Annotated in this window: 13 protein-coding genes; 3 read left to right on the forward strand and 10 right to left on the reverse strand. The window is 42.5% G+C overall.

The window, feature by feature from the left end; all coding sequences use genetic code 11:
• Nucleotides 1–226: 226 nt before the first annotated feature.
• Nucleotides 227–1,102 (reverse strand): nucleotidyltransferase-like protein, encoded by an 876-nt coding sequence (locus V7654_RS23560; RefSeq protein ID WP_335433338.1) that lies wholly within the window; start codon nt 1,100–1,102, stop codon nt 227–229.
• Between the two features lie 157 nt (nt 1,103–1,259).
• Between V7654_RS23560 and V7654_RS23565 the strand changes: the two genes are divergently transcribed.
• Nucleotides 1,260–1,613 carry a YgzB family protein gene (locus V7654_RS23565; protein ID WP_438825344.1) on the forward strand — a complete coding sequence of 118 codons (354 nt, stop codon included), beginning with the start codon at nt 1,260–1,262 and terminating at the stop codon, nt 1,611–1,613.
• 216 nt (nt 1,614–1,829) lie between these two features.
• On the opposite strand, the gene perR is transcribed toward V7654_RS23565, so the two are convergent.
• The 9 genes from perR to V7654_RS23610 all read right to left on the reverse strand — a co-directional run bounded on the left by perR (nt 1,830) and on the right by V7654_RS23610 (nt 8,836).
• Complete coding sequence (perR, locus tag V7654_RS23570) at nt 1,830–2,273, reverse strand: peroxide-responsive transcriptional repressor PerR (protein ID WP_335433323.1); 444 nt, start codon at nt 2,271–2,273, stop codon at nt 1,830–1,832.
• A 109-nt stretch (nt 2,274–2,382) separates the two neighbouring features.
• Nucleotides 2,383–2,937, reverse strand: coding sequence for a cob(I)yrinic acid a,c-diamide adenosyltransferase (locus V7654_RS23575; protein ID WP_335433325.1), 555 nt, complete (start codon nt 2,935–2,937; stop codon nt 2,383–2,385).
• A 2-nt stretch (nt 2,938–2,939) separates the two neighbouring features.
• Complete coding sequence (locus V7654_RS23580) at nt 2,940–3,884, reverse strand: D-2-hydroxyacid dehydrogenase (protein ID WP_335433326.1); 945 nt, start codon at nt 3,882–3,884, stop codon at nt 2,940–2,942.
• A 223-nt stretch (nt 3,885–4,107) separates the two neighbouring features.
• Nucleotides 4,108–4,974 carry a TetR/AcrR family transcriptional regulator gene (locus V7654_RS23585; RefSeq protein WP_335433327.1) on the reverse strand — a complete coding sequence of 289 codons (867 nt, stop codon included), beginning with the start codon at nt 4,972–4,974 and terminating at the stop codon, nt 4,108–4,110.
• A 140-nt stretch (nt 4,975–5,114) separates the two neighbouring features.
• Nucleotides 5,115–5,582: a thioredoxin-dependent thiol peroxidase gene (gene bcp / locus V7654_RS23590; protein WP_335433328.1), complete on the reverse strand. Its 468-nt coding sequence runs from the start codon at nt 5,580–5,582 to the stop codon at nt 5,115–5,117.
• A gap of 89 nt (nt 5,583–5,671) precedes the next feature.
• Nucleotides 5,672–6,079: a potassium channel family protein gene (locus V7654_RS23595; protein ID WP_335433329.1), complete on the reverse strand. Its 408-nt coding sequence runs from the start codon at nt 6,077–6,079 to the stop codon at nt 5,672–5,674.
• Nucleotides 6,080–6,249: 170 nt separating this feature from the next.
• A complete protein-coding gene (locus tag V7654_RS23600; RefSeq protein WP_335433332.1) occupies nt 6,250–7,035 on the reverse strand; it encodes an ABC transporter permease in 786 nt (261 codons plus the stop codon).
• Nucleotides 7,036–7,038: 3 nt separating this feature from the next.
• Nucleotides 7,039–7,830, reverse strand: coding sequence for an ABC transporter permease (locus V7654_RS23605; RefSeq protein ID WP_335433333.1), 792 nt, complete (start codon nt 7,828–7,830; stop codon nt 7,039–7,041).
• A 1-nt stretch (nt 7,831) separates the two neighbouring features.
• Nucleotides 7,832–8,836, reverse strand: coding sequence for an ABC transporter ATP-binding protein (locus V7654_RS23610; protein ID WP_335433334.1), 1,005 nt, complete (start codon nt 8,834–8,836; stop codon nt 7,832–7,834).
• 177 nt (nt 8,837–9,013) lie between these two features.
• Between V7654_RS23610 and V7654_RS23615 the strand changes: the two genes are divergently transcribed.
• Both V7654_RS23615 and V7654_RS23620 read left to right on the forward strand, forming a co-directional pair.
• Nucleotides 9,014–10,309 carry a glutamate-1-semialdehyde 2,1-aminomutase gene (locus V7654_RS23615; RefSeq protein WP_335433335.1) on the forward strand — a complete coding sequence of 432 codons (1,296 nt, stop codon included), beginning with the start codon at nt 9,014–9,016 and terminating at the stop codon, nt 10,307–10,309.
• A 348-nt stretch (nt 10,310–10,657) separates the two neighbouring features.
• On the forward strand, nt 10,658–15,127 hold the full coding sequence (locus tag V7654_RS23620) for a glutamate synthase-related protein (RefSeq protein ID WP_335433336.1): 4,470 nt from the start codon (nt 10,658–10,660) through the stop codon (nt 15,125–15,127).
• Nucleotides 15,128–15,480 lie beyond the last annotated feature (353 nt).

Below are 15,480 nucleotides of genomic sequence, written 5' to 3' on the forward strand. Positions count from 1 at the left end.
TTTAGTTTTCAAAGAACAAGTTAGTTAGCGTGTCGCCCAGAAGCGACTTTACTAATATACCATTCGGCGTTTTTTATGTCAACACTTTTTTTATTAAATGTTTTCTTTTCAAAACGCTTTTTATTATTTCAACCGCCTGCCGCGAAAATGTTTTTTCTGTGTTTCGCAGCGACGGTTATTAATATACCAAGTATTTCTTAAAAGGTCAACAGCTTTTTTTATTTTTTTACGATAATTTTTCAGGTACCTGATAATATCTGTGGTAAATGCCTTGACCCTTCGTTTCAACGTTAACAACAGCAATGATTTTCTTTTCAATCAAATACTCAACAAGTATTCCAAGATCAACAGAATACGGAACCAGCTCAGAGTGCGTCATCATCTCATTAAAAGACCAGTATTCATTTTCCTGCAGCACTTCAAGAAGATGCTGGGTGCCTATTTTTGTTCTTTTATGAATAAGGAATTCACTCGCAAGGAATAAAAGCTCCAATCTTTTTTCAATCGTTTCTTCACTGCAGACAAGCTCTTCATATAACTTATAAATTTCCGGTTCGATTTGTTTGACCTGATGCCAGACTGTAACCTCAGGATGAAATCCGTTTTCAATTACTGCAAGCCTCGCTAAATGATGCAAGGAATGAACCACATGGTTATAGGCATCGAGAAAATGATAGTTGTCAAAAAAAGCTTTACCATCTGTATATCTTCTTATTAATTTTGAGAATTCGATTCCCATTTTAATTTTTCTGCCGAAGAACGGAAATTCTCTTAATTCATGTTTTAGATTCGCAATACGTTCATTTCGATCAAAAATGATTTTACCGTTATAAAGCCAGTCAAATATTTTTTTGTTATTTCCTATCAAGAGCCAATCATGGATTTGCTTTTCAGTCACAATGTGCATGGCAGCTTTCTTGTCTCCATAAGAATAGTGTTTAACAAAAACAGGATCATCATTTTCTTTAACAATAATAAGCAGAATAACATCAAATGTATCGGTGGTTGGGATGGCTTTTTGCCTTTTCTCGACCATCACCACTCCAATTGTATTAGGATGGCTTGCGCGTTCTTGGTATATAGAACGAAGGATATCCTCCATAATAAACTCCTCCATTTGTTTGTTAGCATATATGTTCGACAATTATATAAAATCTCCTGCAATTTCTCTAGACATTTTTCGACAACCATTTAAGAGTGATTATGTTTTATCATGCCGAAAATGGTATGATATAGTTAGTTTTTAGGGAGGGAAATTGATGGCTAAATATTCTAGTAAAATAAATAAAATCCGAACTTTTGCACTAAGCCTGATCTTCATCGGCTTCATTGTTATGTATGGCGGCATCTTCTTTCGCAATTCTCCAGTTGTCATGACAATCTTTATGTTGCTTGGCCTGCTTTTCATTATCGCGAGCACAGCCGTTTATTTTTGGATCGGGATGCTTTCCACCAAAACTGTTCAGGTAGTCTGTCCGAATTGTGGCAAGCAAACTAAAGTTCTTGGCAGGGTAGATATGTGCATGTATTGCAACGAACCATTAACCCTTGACCCAAATCTAGAAGGCAAGGATTTTGATGAAAAATATAATAGGAAACAAGAACAGCATTAGGCCTTAGTCAGTCACGACAAGCTCTGATGCTGGGACAAAACAAATACAAAAATAAACTCGGCGCATATGCCGAGTTTTTCTTATTTATAAAGGTTGTTAAGCTTTTTTCTGTTTCCGAAGGCCTCCTTCACAATGAAATGGTCAAAAATACAACCGCATCAATTATGAAAAGAGAGCGTAAAAAAGAAAACTGATAGCTTTCGCCACCAGTGTTAATTAATGCGCCTCTTTAGCTGAGCAATCTGGACAAGTTCCGTAAATCTCCATTCTATGGTTGCCGACCTTAAATCCTGTCACATGCGAAGCCAAATGTTCTACTTCATTGAGGCCAGGGTAATGAAAATCAACGATCTTGTCGCATTTTTCGCATATTACATGATAATGATGGCTAGTCACATAATCAAAACGGCTTGAGGCATCTCCATACGTCAGTTCCTTCACTAGTCCAACTTCACGGAATACTCTCAAATTGTTATAAACTGTCGCGACGCTCATATTTGGGAACTTCCCTTCCAGCGCCTTATAGATTTCGTCTGCTGTTGGGTGCGACATTGAGTTTATTAAATATTCGAGTATCGCATGACGTTGCGGAGTAATACGGACTCCTGTATCCTTCAAGGTATCCAAGGCTTCTTTTAACGGGCTCTGTACCACCGCCATGCACCTCACTTTTCTTAAGATTATTATTCTTATTTTATAATATTTATAATTAGTGTACTAATTTATTTCCACTTTTGTCAATATAACAACCTACAGAATCAAGATTTCATCAATTTTCCTGGTGCAATGTCTGCTCCTTTGAACCTAGGTGCATATTAACATATCTTGCAGCTACAAATAAAAAGTCTGACAGCCGGTTCAAGTAAGAAAGGACAAGCGGATTTACTTCATCACCAATTTCAACTGCCTGACGCTCAGCTCTTCTGGCAACCGTTCTTGCTACATGAAGTGCAGCTCCAGCTTGATTTCCCCCAGGAAGAATGAAGTTGGTTAATTGCGGTAGTACTGCATCCCATGAATCAATCGTTTGTTCTAATTCTTGAATATCTCTTTGCTCAAGTGTCCATTTCACTTCCTTGCCTGCTGGTGTAGCAAGCTCTGCGCCTACATGGAATAAGACGGTCTGGATTTTATGAAAGATCGACTGTAATTCTTCCTTACCGCTAAAATACTCTCCATTCAAATAACTTAGCGCGAGACCGATCATCGAATTAGTTTCATCGCAAGTACCATATGCTTCAACCCTTGCGTCGTTTTTGCTGACACGTGTTCCGTAAATGAGCGAGGTTGTTCCTTTATCGCCTGTTTTAGTATAAATCTTCATTCCTAGTACCCCCTGTCCATGTCGATTACATTGATATAGTCCGCACGCTTTTTAATATATGTATGCAGATTATGTTTAAAAATTTCAAAAGATCTTGGCATATAGTTTTTCGTTATACTTGAAATATGCGGCGTTACCGTAACAATATCCATACTCCAAAACGGATGCTCTTCTGCCAACGGCTCAGTATAAAAAACATCTAAATATGCATGCGAAATCTTTTTATCTCGAAGGGCGGCCAATAAAACTTCTTCTTCCACTAAATCTCCGCGCCCAATATTAATGAACACGGCTGAATCCTTCATTAGATCAAAATGGCTTTCATCGAGGAGATGCTTTGTCTCCTTCGTGCTTGGCAGAACGGAAGCAATGAAATCCGCTTCTGGCAAAGCCTCTTTAATATCCTTCATCGTATAAATTTCATCAGCCCATTCTGCCTTTTCGCCGCTGCGGTTAACACCAATCGTTTTCATTTGGAACGCTTTTGCCAACCTGGCAACTTCTCCACCGATTGCCCCTATACCTAGAATGAGCAATGTTTTGCCGAACAATTCCCCCATCGGCAGCTTGCGTTCCCACAATTGGTTACTTTCATTTTCCCATAATGTCCTCATGTGCTTTACATGCTGCAGCATCATGCCGATTGTAAATTCAGCCATCGGAATTTTATGAATTCCGCGTGCATTTGTAACTAAGATTCCCATCTGTTTGCAGGCATCAAACGGCATCTTTTCTAAACCCGCTGACATCACCATGATCCATTTTAACTTATCAGCTTTTAAAATAAGTTCTTCCGTTAAATCTTCACCATATGTAATAAATACTTCAGCATTTAAAAATAGATCTTCCTTTATTCCCTTATGAAATTTAAAGTTCACTTGAGGAAATGCGATTTTCACTTCAGTCTGCAATTCCTCTGCAGGCAGTATAGATGAATAAATTTTCAATTGAATCCAACCCTTCGAATCTATAGTAGTATTTCTTAATTGTATTAATTTTCAATCTTCCTAACAACTTCTAAGCATAATAAACTAGAAATCTGCATAAAAAAAGGCGAGCTTTTCAGCTCGCTTAAAGTTGTTTGAGGAGGTATGCCCTAATACAATGATATTCAGTTTGGAGCAAAATGAATGGACAATAGCCTGTATTGAGAAAAATAGGCGGCAAAAATTAAAATTTCAAATTATAGTACTTAGCAATTTCTTCACAGTATCGTTCAAGTGCGGCCTGATCCTTAAAATTGGATAGCATCCCCTGAATCACCGGAAGCCTCGGTGCTTCTTTATCGATTTCACCTTCGAGAACCTCTATTGATACTTTTAAATCCTCATTGTTATCAATGTCCGAAATGATTTGCTTCATTTTTTCAATCACATTCTTTACATCGCCGTTTCTAGCCAGAAAAAATGCCTTTGTCTTTTTGAAGAGATCTTTCATCTTCTCTTCAGTAGCTACCGGCTGCTCACTTGTTAATCCCTCAACTAATGAGTCCATCCTTCTCATGATATACTCGGCCAGTTCATTAATTTGAAAGCCCTCTTGATTGAAAAATAATAGCTTTATGTAGGAATTGAACAAGCCTTCCAATATTAACGACAAATCCCAGAGATGATGCTCCGCTTTTTTTCCATATATGGCCCGAAGGCTTTCTTGGTAAAATGTATGCCCTTCATGATATTTACGGAACATGAGTGCTTTTACCTCTTCATTCAAAGGGATTGCCTGTTCCCTTGATTGCATGATGATAAATTCTTTATGCTCAAGCATCGTATTGAATAAAGCCGTCAGCTGCTTAGCGAACTTTTCTCTTGGAGGCAGATTTTCATGCTCAAAAGCGGCTAAATTTTTCTCAATACGGTCAAAGTAATATTCAAGAATGGCAATAAGCAAAGCATCCTTTGATTTGAAATATAAATAAAAAGCTCCTTTGGAAATTCCACTCTCAGTCACAATTTCCTGAATGGAGGTTGATGAGAAACCTTTTGTTGCATAAAGCTTGATGGCCGCTTCGATGATCGCTTTTTCCTTTTCCTTCACCTTAAAGCCTCCCAATATACTTAATTCATGTGACTGACTGGTCACAGAAGCAATTTTGACTGCACAGTCATATCGTAATACAGTTTCCTTTTATGGTCAAATAAGCAAAAGGACAGCCTGGCAATCGGCTGTCCTTTTAACTAAAGGTTTTCTTTTATAAATTCGAGAGCTTCTTCTACATGACCTTTCACTTTCACTTTTCGCCATTCCTTAGCAAGGTTCCCCTCATTATCAATAATGAATGTGGAACGCTCAATGCCCATATATTCCTTGCCGAAGTTTTTCTTTAATGTCCAGACACCATAATCCTCGGCAGTTTTGTGATTTTCATCCGCTAAAAGCAGGAACGGCAGTCCATGTTTCTCGATAAACTTTCCATGCCTGTCAACCGGATCCGGACTGACACCAAGAATGACAGCATTCAACCCTTCAAAGCTTTCGTGATGATCCCTGAAGTCACAAGCTTCAGTTGTACAGCCAGGAGTCATATCTTTCGGGTAAAAGTAAAGCACGACATTCTTGCCTTTAAAATCAGATAGCTTTACAATTTCACCATTGCTGGCTGGCAATTCGAATTGCGGAGCCTTTCCCCCTAATACTAACGACATTCTGCATCCCTCCAAAAATAGTTGCTATTTACTATAGCCTATCTAATATTTGCCTGGAATACAAATGAGATAGATATACTCAACAGTCGTTATGCCTTCTTATGATCAAACACAGCTCTTGTCACAAAAGCTGCAGGAATTGTATAGCCAATCAAAGCTTCTAAAACGGCAATGATCCTGCCGATCCCAATCGGGGATATATCCCCGTACCCGACTGAGAATAATGTGATGGCGCTAAAGTACATGCTAGTGGCCATTCTTTCATATGACGAAACACTAAGACGCATGCTGCCGTCTGCCAGCACCCACAAGCCTCTTAAATCCAGCAAATAATACAGCAAACCAAATCCGGCCATCACCGTCGCATAAATAAGGGCCAGGGTAAGGAAATTTTCAAGCGAGACCTGTTTGCCTATGATTTTTTGCGGAACAAACAGTGTCTTAAGACTCAAGAAGATTGCTAACATGATAATGGTCACTGATAGATAAAAATGCATATCCCATCCTCTTTTCCTGCATCTCTCACTCCAACTATACGCTCAGGGATATGAGAGTATGCAAGCAAGTCCATCCAGCAGAAAAAATCACTATGTGTAGTTTTTACATTATCTGTAAAACAACACAAAAAAACCGCAGCATCCAAAATGCCACGGCTTCTTAAAACAATTTAATTTCCGGCTCCCCTATATCTCTTCACGCCCTCGTTCCAAATCACAACAGATAAACTAAAAAAGAACAGCCCAATTACTGGCGTAAAAAAAGAATAGCCGAACCACTCTTCACGCCCAAGGAAGTAGGCGGCAGGGTAAACACCAACAAAGGCGAATGGCAAAATCCAGGTCAATACAAAGCGGATTGCTTTATTGTAAATATCCACTGGATAGCGACCGTAATTGCCGATATTATACATCATCGGCATGATCGATGTCCGCGCATCTGCCCAGAAGCTGATGCAGGCAATCATCACAAAGATGCCCGCATATACGAGGACTCCACCAAGTACAAGCACGATAAAAAGGATCGGATCGTACCAGTGGAACTCAAGGTTCAAACGCCTGCCAGCATAGAACATGACTGCCAAACCGGTTATAGCTCCAAACAAGGATTCAAGCTCCATCCGCTCCAGAATCACCTGAAACAAGCTGTGGATTGGCCTGGTTAGGATCCGGTCAAGTTCCCCTTTTACGATATATCGTTCATTAAAGTCCCAAATATTGAAAAAGGACGAAAAGAGCGCAAATGGCACAAGAAAGAATCCATAAATAAAGATGATTTCATCCTTGCTCCAGCCGTTTAGGAATTGGGTATGATCGAATACCACAAGGATAAAGATCAAGTTCACAGCCTGAAATAACAGATCAGAAAAGATCTCGACAAACAAATCCGCCCGATATTCGAGCCTGGTTTTCATATATTGGGCGACATACTGAAAAAACATCCTTACGTAAAACACACGTCACCCTCCTTGTATAATCAGCTGTTTTTTTGCAATGATCCACAACACCTGAACAGGTACAATCAAAATCAGCACCCAGGCTGCCTGCAGCATAAGGCCTTCAATTGCCTGACTGCCGGTGAATCCGTTTGTAAATATCATGCTCGGAATATAGCTGATTCCCTGGAAGGGAAGAAACCTCATGATTTCTTGAGCCCAGCCGGGGAAAAAGCTGATCGGAAGCAGCAGCCCAGAGAAAAGGTCGATCAGGACACGCTTCGCACGAATTAAGCCTGTGTTATTATATAAGAAGAAAGTGGTAATTCCAGTTAGCAAATTCAGCTGTGTGTTAATAAAAAAGCTCAATATGATCGAAATCACAAACAATCCCCATGAAGTAAGATTTGCCGAAAATTCAAGCGGGAAAATAAGCGCAACAATCAGCATCCCTGGCACCGAGAAGAAAAACAGCCTGAAGATCCCTTCTCCAAGGCCTTGCATCGTTTTCATTCCCAAGTAGCTGTATGGTCTGATAAGCTCGACTGCCACTTTGCCTTCTTTGATTTCATTCGCCATTTCACGGTCGATATTGTTAAAGTAAAAAGCCCTTGCCATCCAGGCAACTGCAACATAGGTCGTCATCTGCACAGCGGATAAGCCTTCTATTTCGCTTTTGTCGCCGTAAATGGCATTCCATAAAAAGTAATAAGCCCCGATATTGATGCTATAAATTAAAATCCCCGTGTAATAATTAGTCCTGTATGCAAGCATCATCAAAAAGCGGATGCGAATCATCTCTAGGTACTTATCCATATTACGCCATCCCTTTATCATAAATATTACGGATGATTTCTTCCGTGGAAGGCTCATTGATTTTAACATCCCTTACCTTGTAAGCAGCAACGGTACGGGCGATTACCTGTGAAACAACTTCTTCGTCATCACCGGTAATGGCGGTAAAGACTTGGTCCTTTTCATCTAGCTCCCATTTCACTCCAAGATCGTTCGTCAATGCTTCAAGTCGGTTAATGTCCCCTTTTTCAAGGAACTCAAAGCTGATTTCCTTTCCTTCACCCCATTTTTCCTTCAAACTTTTCAGGGCGCCATCATAAATGATATTTCCTTCATCCAGCATGATCACCCGCTCACAGAGCGCCTCGATATCTGTCAGGTCATGGGTTGTAAGCAAAATCGTAGTATTGTATTTTTCATTTATTTCTTTTAAAAACTCCCTGATCTTAAGCTTCACTAATACATCAAGTCCGATAGTAGGCTCATCCAGGAAAAGAAGCGGCGGATTATGAATCAGCGCAGCGGCGAGCTCACATCTCATCCTTTGCCCAAGCGACAGCTTCCTTACCGGCTTGTCAAGCAGCGGTTCAATATCCAGCGTCTTGATAACATGATCCATATGCTCGTTATAGTGTGCATCGGATACCTTATAAACCTTTTTCAGGAGACGGAATGACTCCTGGACAGCGATGTCCCACCATAGCTGCGAGCGCTGCCCAAAGACGACACCGATTGTCTGCACAAATTTTTCCCGTTCCTTATGCGGGTTCATCCCATTAACAATGATCCCTCCGGAAGTCGGTGTCAGAATGCCAGTCAGCATTTTGATGGTCGTCGATTTACCAGCCCCATTTTCACCGATATAGCCGACCATCTCACCCTGCTTGACGTTAAAGCTGATATTATTTACAGCCGGCATAATTTTATAGTTACGTGTAAAAAGATCGCGAAAAGCTCCCGACAGTCCGGAGCGGCTTGAATAAGCCTTGAATTCCTTTCGCAGCCCGTTCACTTCAATGGCGTTCATATTTATTTCCTCCTTTATTCCCTCAAACAGTTTAGCCAATCTGATGCTGTAAAACAAATGCTATGCCTAAATTTTTTCTCAAAGAAGGTACATTCTGTTTTTAGACAAGTGAAACAATCTGTAAAAATGATTATTAATGATAAAATAAAGAAGCAGATACATATAGGAGGTTTGACTATGCAAAGAACTAATTCGGAACGAATACATAATGAAGCGCTTGAACACATTGTCGGGGGTGTCAATAGTCCTTCACGCTCTTTCAAGGCGGTTGGCGGCGGTGCACCCGTTGTAATGGAGCGCGCACAGGGGGCATACTTCTGGGATGTCGATGGCAATCAATATATCGATTACTTGGCAGCGTATGGTCCGATCATTACTGGACATGCTCATCCACACATAACGGAAGCGATCAAAAAGGCAGCAGAAACTGGCGTATTATACGGAACGCCTACGCCTCATGAAGTCAAGTTCGCTAAAATGCTGAAAGAAGCCATGCCAGCTCTTGATAAAGTTCGTTTCGTCAATTCCGGCACAGAGGCTGTAATGACAACAATCCGTGTTGCCCGTGCCTATACAGGACGCGATAAAATCATCAAGTTCGCAGGATGCTACCATGGGCATTCAGACCTTGTCCTTGTAGCTGCAGGTTCCGGCCCGTCTACACTTGGGACTCCAGATTCAGCCGGCGTTCCTAAAAGCATCGCCCAGGAAGTCATCACTGTGCCGTTTAATGATATCGAACCGTTCAAGGAAGCTCTTGAAAAATGGGGAGACAAAATCGCAGCTGTACTTGTGGAGCCGATTGTTGGCAACTTCGGTATCGTCGAGCCGAAACCAGGCTTTTTGGAGGAAGTGAAGGAACTTACTCATAAGGCTGGAGCACTCATTGTTTTTGATGAGGTCATTACTGCCTTCCGCTTTATGTACGGAGGTGCCCAGGATCTTCTTGGAATCACTCCAGATTTGACAGCGATGGGAAAAATCATCGGTGGAGGATTGCCAATCGGCGCTTACGGCGGCCGTGCTGAGATCATGGAAAAGGTAGCTCCGCTTGGACCTGCATACCAGGCTGGTACGATGGCCGGCAACCCTGCATCCATACTGTCAGGAATAGCCTGTCTTGAGGTTCTTAAGCAGGACGGTGTATATGAATACCTGGATCAGCTCGGCGCCATGCTTGAGGAGGGTATTCTGGAGTCCGCAAGCAAACATGGTGTCCCTATAACAATCAATCGTTTAAAGGGCGCTTTAACCATTTACTTTACAGATGTAAAAATTGAGAACTATGAACAAGCGGAGAACACGGACGGCGAGATGTTTGCTCGTTTCTTCAACCTGATGCTCGAACAGGGAATCAATCTTGCACCTTCTAAATATGAAGCATGGTTTGTTACGATTGCCCATACTCAGGAAGACATCGAGGCAACTCTCCATGCTGTTGATCAGGCATTTTATACAATGGCAAATGAATAAATATACAAGTTTCCATACATAACAGGAGCCAAGTTGGCTTCTGTTATTTTTTTACTTTTAAATGAAAACGGTTACATTATAAGGTATATTTAAAAAAATCTATTATCCATCCTATATTTACCGCTATCCAAAGTTTTGTATAAATAATTGATTTCTGAAAATTCTTATGATATGATTGTTTTTAACTATTCTTAAAACTTGCCATATACATGGCCACTTAATTCCTGCTTTAAAATCCCGTCAAAACAGTTTTACCCTCAAGTACAAAGCTATCAAACTATCTAACCATAGATTATTTTTCAGGAGGTGAACCGGCTTAAAGGATCCCCCTTTTACAAGCCGAAACTTATGACTTTACAATGGACCCCTTCCCAATTTAAAGATTTTTCAAGACACGAACATGATGCCTGCGGAATTGTGGCAAGCATAGAAAAAAAGAAGATCCCTACCCGAGAGAATATATTCCACTGTATAGATGGTCTTGTCACCATGAACCACCGTGCAGGTTTTATTAATGGCGAAGGTGATGGTGTAGGAATCCATATCGATATCCCTCGCGCAATCTGGAAGGAAAAGCTTTCTAACGCTGGAGTAGACCCTAGTGTAGTTGAAACTGATCACTTTGTTGTCGGACATGTTTTTATTTCACGGACTGATCAGGCAAAAACGATTCAGGATGAGCTTGAAGCAAAACTTGCAGCTCAAGGCATGAAGCTTGTCTTTTCATCAGTAGATGTAACAAATTCTGAAGCACTTGGACCAATCGCCATCCAGGAAAACCCTGTATTCTGGCAGTTTGCTTGTCTGGCTGAGCAGATAGACAGAGAGCTTTCCAGCATATTGTTTAATATGATTGTAGATTTTGAGAAAAACGAACAGGTGCATGTGGCATCTTTAAGCCAATACCATGCTGTTTATAAGGTTATGGGCGCTGGAGACATCCTGCCGAAATACTATCATGACCTGGCAAGCCCGCTTGTAGCTTCAACCATGACTCTAGGGCATAATCGCTACTCAACTAACACTCTATCAAGCTTTTTCCGTGTACAGCCGTTCAGCATCCTTGGACATAATGGTGAGATCAACACGATCGCCAGGCTCCGTGATGAAGCTCGCATGGTCAATGTACCGCTTGTAAAAGACGGCAGCGATTCACAGGATTTAAGCAGAACTCTTGAAACGTTTATCTGCCGTGACGGCTATTCACTATTCGAAGCTATGGACATGATGTTCCCGCCGATCATCAATGAAATCAAGGCATATCCAGAACATCTGCAGGATTTATATACGTATATCCGCGAGGCATGGGGCCACTTTGCCCAGGGACCTGCGGGAATCATTTCACGCTTTAGTGACGAAGCTGTATTCAGTGTTGATGCCCTTGGCCTTCGTCCGCTTTGGATGGTTGAAACGAACAGCTCTTATCTATTTTCATCCGAACCAGGCATCATTCCTTCGACTGAATATACTGGCGATCCTAAGCCATTAGCTCCAGGTGAAAAAGTAGGTTTGAAATGGAACGGCGACAGCATTGAAGTTTACGAGCACTCACAATTCCAGGGCGAGGTATACAAGCGTTTTTCACAGCGTCTTTCATTCGAAGAAGCGCGCTATCGCCTGGCAGGCCCTAAGCTTGCAAAAACCGTGACAATGACTCACCCAGATAAAATCCATAACGGCCAATACAAAGCATTCGGATGGGAGAGAGACCATGTCCAGCTTGTCGAACAGATGGCTGAAAAAGGTGCGGAACCAATCCGCTCACTTGGACATGATGCGCCACTGGCAGCATTGAATCCTGAACGTAAAAATATTGCTGATTTTATCAAGGAAAGTGTCGCTGTTGTTACGAATCCGGCGATTGACCGTGATCGTGAAGCAGAGCACTTCTCTACAAGAACGGTACTAGGTAAACGTCCTTCCCTGTTCGGCAAAACTGAAACAGGCAAAGTGGTTGAATTGCTGACTCCTCTCCTTGTGGAAGGAAAGGCCGGCTACGAAGTTTCATTACAAACCGCCCAGCCAAGCATGGACCAGGTCATCCAGTGCTACCAGGATGATAAATTAGCAGCATATCTTGAAACAGTTTTCCGTAATGAAGAAGGTGTCAAAGAAGCCCTGGAGCGACTCACTTCAGAAGCAGTCGATGCGGTAAAAGGCGGCAAGACACTTCTCGTTCTAGATGATGCAATAGCTCATCAGGAGAATTCATTATGGCTTGACCCTCATCTGGTTGTGTCTGCGATTGACCAGGCACTTGTGAAGGAAGGCTTGAGACGTGATTGCTCGATCTTGCTCCGTTCAGCTTCCCTTCGTTCTCTGCATGATATTGTAGTTGCGCTCGGACTTGGAGCAGACGCGATCAGCCCCTACTATATGTTCATGACTGTGCTTGATGAGTCAGTAACACCACTCGTCAATCTTTACAGTGCATTGACTAAAGGGCTGGAGAAAGTCATATCAACAATTGGCATCCATGAATTACGTGGATATGGCCGCTTATTTTCAGCAATCGGCCTGAACGATGAAGTCTCGGATTACTTGATGATTGTTAACTTCTTCGGATCCAATGAACTTGCATATGGTTTTGCGGCGATGAAAGAGGATGCGATTGCCAGGGCGGAAGAGTTCCAGAATGAAAAAGAACGCATCGGAAAAACGTTCCACCTCTTCCCTCGTATCTGGAAGGCAATCGGTGAGGTTGCCTCTACTGGGGATTATAGTGTTTACCGTGAGAAAATTACCGAACAGGAAGAAAGCAATCCGACGACCATCCGTCATTTGACTGCACTAAAAAAAGCTGATTCTACCGTTTCACCAGCTGAAGTCGAAATCGGCGTTGGCGAGCATAGCCTTCCATTTGTTATCGCATCAATGTCTTTTGGATCGCAAAACGAAATCGCATTCCGTGCTTATGCTGAAGGTGCTGACCGTCTTAACATGATCAGCATGAATGGCGAAGGTGGCGAAATTAAGGATATGCTCGGCAAATACCCTCGTACACGAGGACAGCAGGTTGCTTCTGGACGTTTCGGAGTGAATGCTGAATTGCTGAACTCCTCTAACCTTCTTGAAATCAAAATTGGGCAGGGCGCAAAGCCTGGTGAAGGCGGACACCTGCCTGGCTCAAAGGTTACGGCTAAAATTGCTGAAGCGAGGAACGCAACGATTGGTTCAGATTTAATTTCACCATCAAACAACCATGATATCTATTCAATCGAAGACCTGGCACAGATGATCCACGAGCTTAAGACAGCTAATGACCAGGCGCGCGTAGCAGTTAAGGTACCAGTCGTACCAAATATCGGAACGATTGCGGTTGGTATCGCGAAGGCTGGAGCTGACATTATTACGCTGAGCGGCTTTGATGGAGGCACAGGAGCAGCTCGTATTCACGCCCTCCAGTTTGTAGGCCTCCCAGCGGAAATTGGAATCAAAGCAGCTCACAATGCCCTTTTGGAAGCTGGGTTGCGTGATAATGTTGAGCTTTGGGCAGACGGCGGTGTTAAAAGCGCTCAGGATGTCATCAAGTACATGCTTCTAGGTGCAAACCGTGTTGGTTTCGGTACATTATCCATGCTTGCGATCGGCTGTACGACTTGCCGTGGTTGTCACCTTGATACTTGCCATGTCGGAATCGCTACACAGATTGATTCTGAAGCACAGGCAAAGGAACATGGATTACGCCGTTTCGTACCTCGTCAATTCGATCTTGCCGTCCAGGGCATCGTGAACCTGTTCACTGCTTTTGGTAATGAGCTGAAGAATCTTGCAGCCTCTGCGGGAATCAGGAATTTACAGGATGCAGTCGGCCGCTCAGACCTTTTGGAGCAAATCAAGGGAAAAGATCTGCTTGATTTGTCATACTTGCTGAAGCCTTTGGAAATCGGTCAGATATCGTACCAGAAGGAAGTTGCTTCTGCGCTGGCATCCGCCCAGCTCCAAGTAGCTGCTGGTGCAGAGTATCTAGATGCGGTTGATGAAGAGCTTCACCAGTCACGTGAATTTTCGAGCGTTACTGCCGAACAGCGAGTACTTGCAAGCAGAGTTTCCTGCCACCGTGTCCGCGGACGACTGGACGGCTCATACAGAAAGCTTCAGCCAGTATCGCTCAGATACAAGGGTTCTATCCTTGGTAACGGACTTGGAGCTTACAATACACATGGCATTAACATTGAAATTGATGGCGGCAGCCAGGACGGTGTCGGAAAAACTTCCTTCGGAGGCAAGATTCTGATTGCCAAATCACCTGGCAAAGATGGCGGCTTCTACAACGGTTCTGTTGGAAAAGGATTTGGCTACGGAGCCCAAAAAGGCCTGCTTGTAGCACAGGGTAATGCTGATGCGCGTGCAGGTATCCGTCTATCAGGTGCAGACATGATCATTGGCGGACTTGTCAAAAAGCCTATCCCAGAAAAGGAATACGGCAATATCGGTGCAAACGCCAATATTAAAGGCTTCGCATTTGAATACATGACAAACGGCCGCGGACTTGTCCTTGGAGATCCAGGACCATGGATTTGTGCAGGTATGACCGGAGGTGTTGTTTATTTACGACACCAGCCAGAAATGGGACTTACGAAAGAGGCAATTGCACGCCGGATCGCCAAAGGTGCGAAGGTATCCATCCAGACACTCTCCGCCAAAGGCATTCAGGATGTAAAAGAATTGCTTAGCCAGTACGTCGAGATGCTCGAACGCCATGGGCAGAAAGACGAGGCAAGCGCTCTTGCACTTATGCTTGAGCATCCGGAAGATCACTTCGTTCAGGTAGTACCGGTTAAAGAGCAGGCAGATCCTGCGGTTTCTACTGAATAATCTAGAATTGAAAAAAACGGCCTTTTTGGCCGTTTTTTTATTTACCTTATTTTAAGGGATAGTTTTTTCACAGTGTTAGCTTGTTTAAACTTTACTAGGTCACTTAAGATTCTACTGGTTATCGCCTACTAAAGAAGAAGTAGAACTTCATAATGTTTTTTCAAGATCGGTACCTGTATTAATTTCAAACTATTACAAAGACCATCAACCTCAGTATTTTAAGAATATGCAGCATTTAGATATCAGGATCAAATGATGTTCACGAGTCCATTGGATGAGTGTGTTTGCCCTTTGTATTGCTCCAAAGGGCTTTTCATTAAAATTCGCCACGAGCTTTTACCCTTTGAGTTGTT

It is taken from the genome of Bacillus sp. JJ1609 (genome assembly GCF_036967045.1).
Taxonomy (GTDB): Bacteria; Bacillota; Bacilli; order Bacillales; family Cytobacillaceae; genus Mesobacillus.

What these genes read in the sequence shown, in the direction of transcription:
- V7654_RS23560 (WP_335433338.1), bottom strand. Translation starts at nt 1,102, where the DNA reads ATGGAGGATATCCTTCGTTCTATATACCAAGAACGCGCAAGCCATCCT.
- V7654_RS23565 (WP_438825344.1), top strand. Translation starts at nt 1,260, where the DNA reads ATGGCTAAATATTCTAGTAAAATAAATAAAATCCGAACTTTTGCACTA.
- perR (WP_335433323.1), bottom strand. Translation starts at nt 2,273, where the DNA reads ATGGCGGTGGTACAGAGCCCGTTAAAAGAAGCCTTGGATACCTTGAAG.
- V7654_RS23575 (WP_335433325.1), bottom strand. Translation starts at nt 2,937, where the DNA reads ATGAAGATTTATACTAAAACAGGCGATAAAGGAACAACCTCGCTCATT.
- bcp (WP_335433328.1), bottom strand. Translation starts at nt 5,582, where the DNA reads ATGTCGTTAGTATTAGGGGGAAAGGCTCCGCAATTCGAATTGCCAGCC.
- V7654_RS23595 (WP_335433329.1), bottom strand. Translation starts at nt 6,079, where the DNA reads ATGCATTTTTATCTATCAGTGACCATTATCATGTTAGCAATCTTCTTG.
- V7654_RS23605 (WP_335433333.1), bottom strand. Translation starts at nt 7,830, where the DNA reads ATGGATAAGTACCTAGAGATGATTCGCATCCGCTTTTTGATGATGCTT.
- V7654_RS23610 (WP_335433334.1), bottom strand. Translation starts at nt 8,836, where the DNA reads ATGAACGCCATTGAAGTGAACGGGCTGCGAAAGGAATTCAAGGCTTAT.
- V7654_RS23615 (WP_335433335.1), top strand. Translation starts at nt 9,014, where the DNA reads ATGCAAAGAACTAATTCGGAACGAATACATAATGAAGCGCTTGAACAC.
- V7654_RS23620 (WP_335433336.1), top strand. Translation starts at nt 10,658, where the DNA reads ATGACTTTACAATGGACCCCTTCCCAATTTAAAGATTTTTCAAGACAC.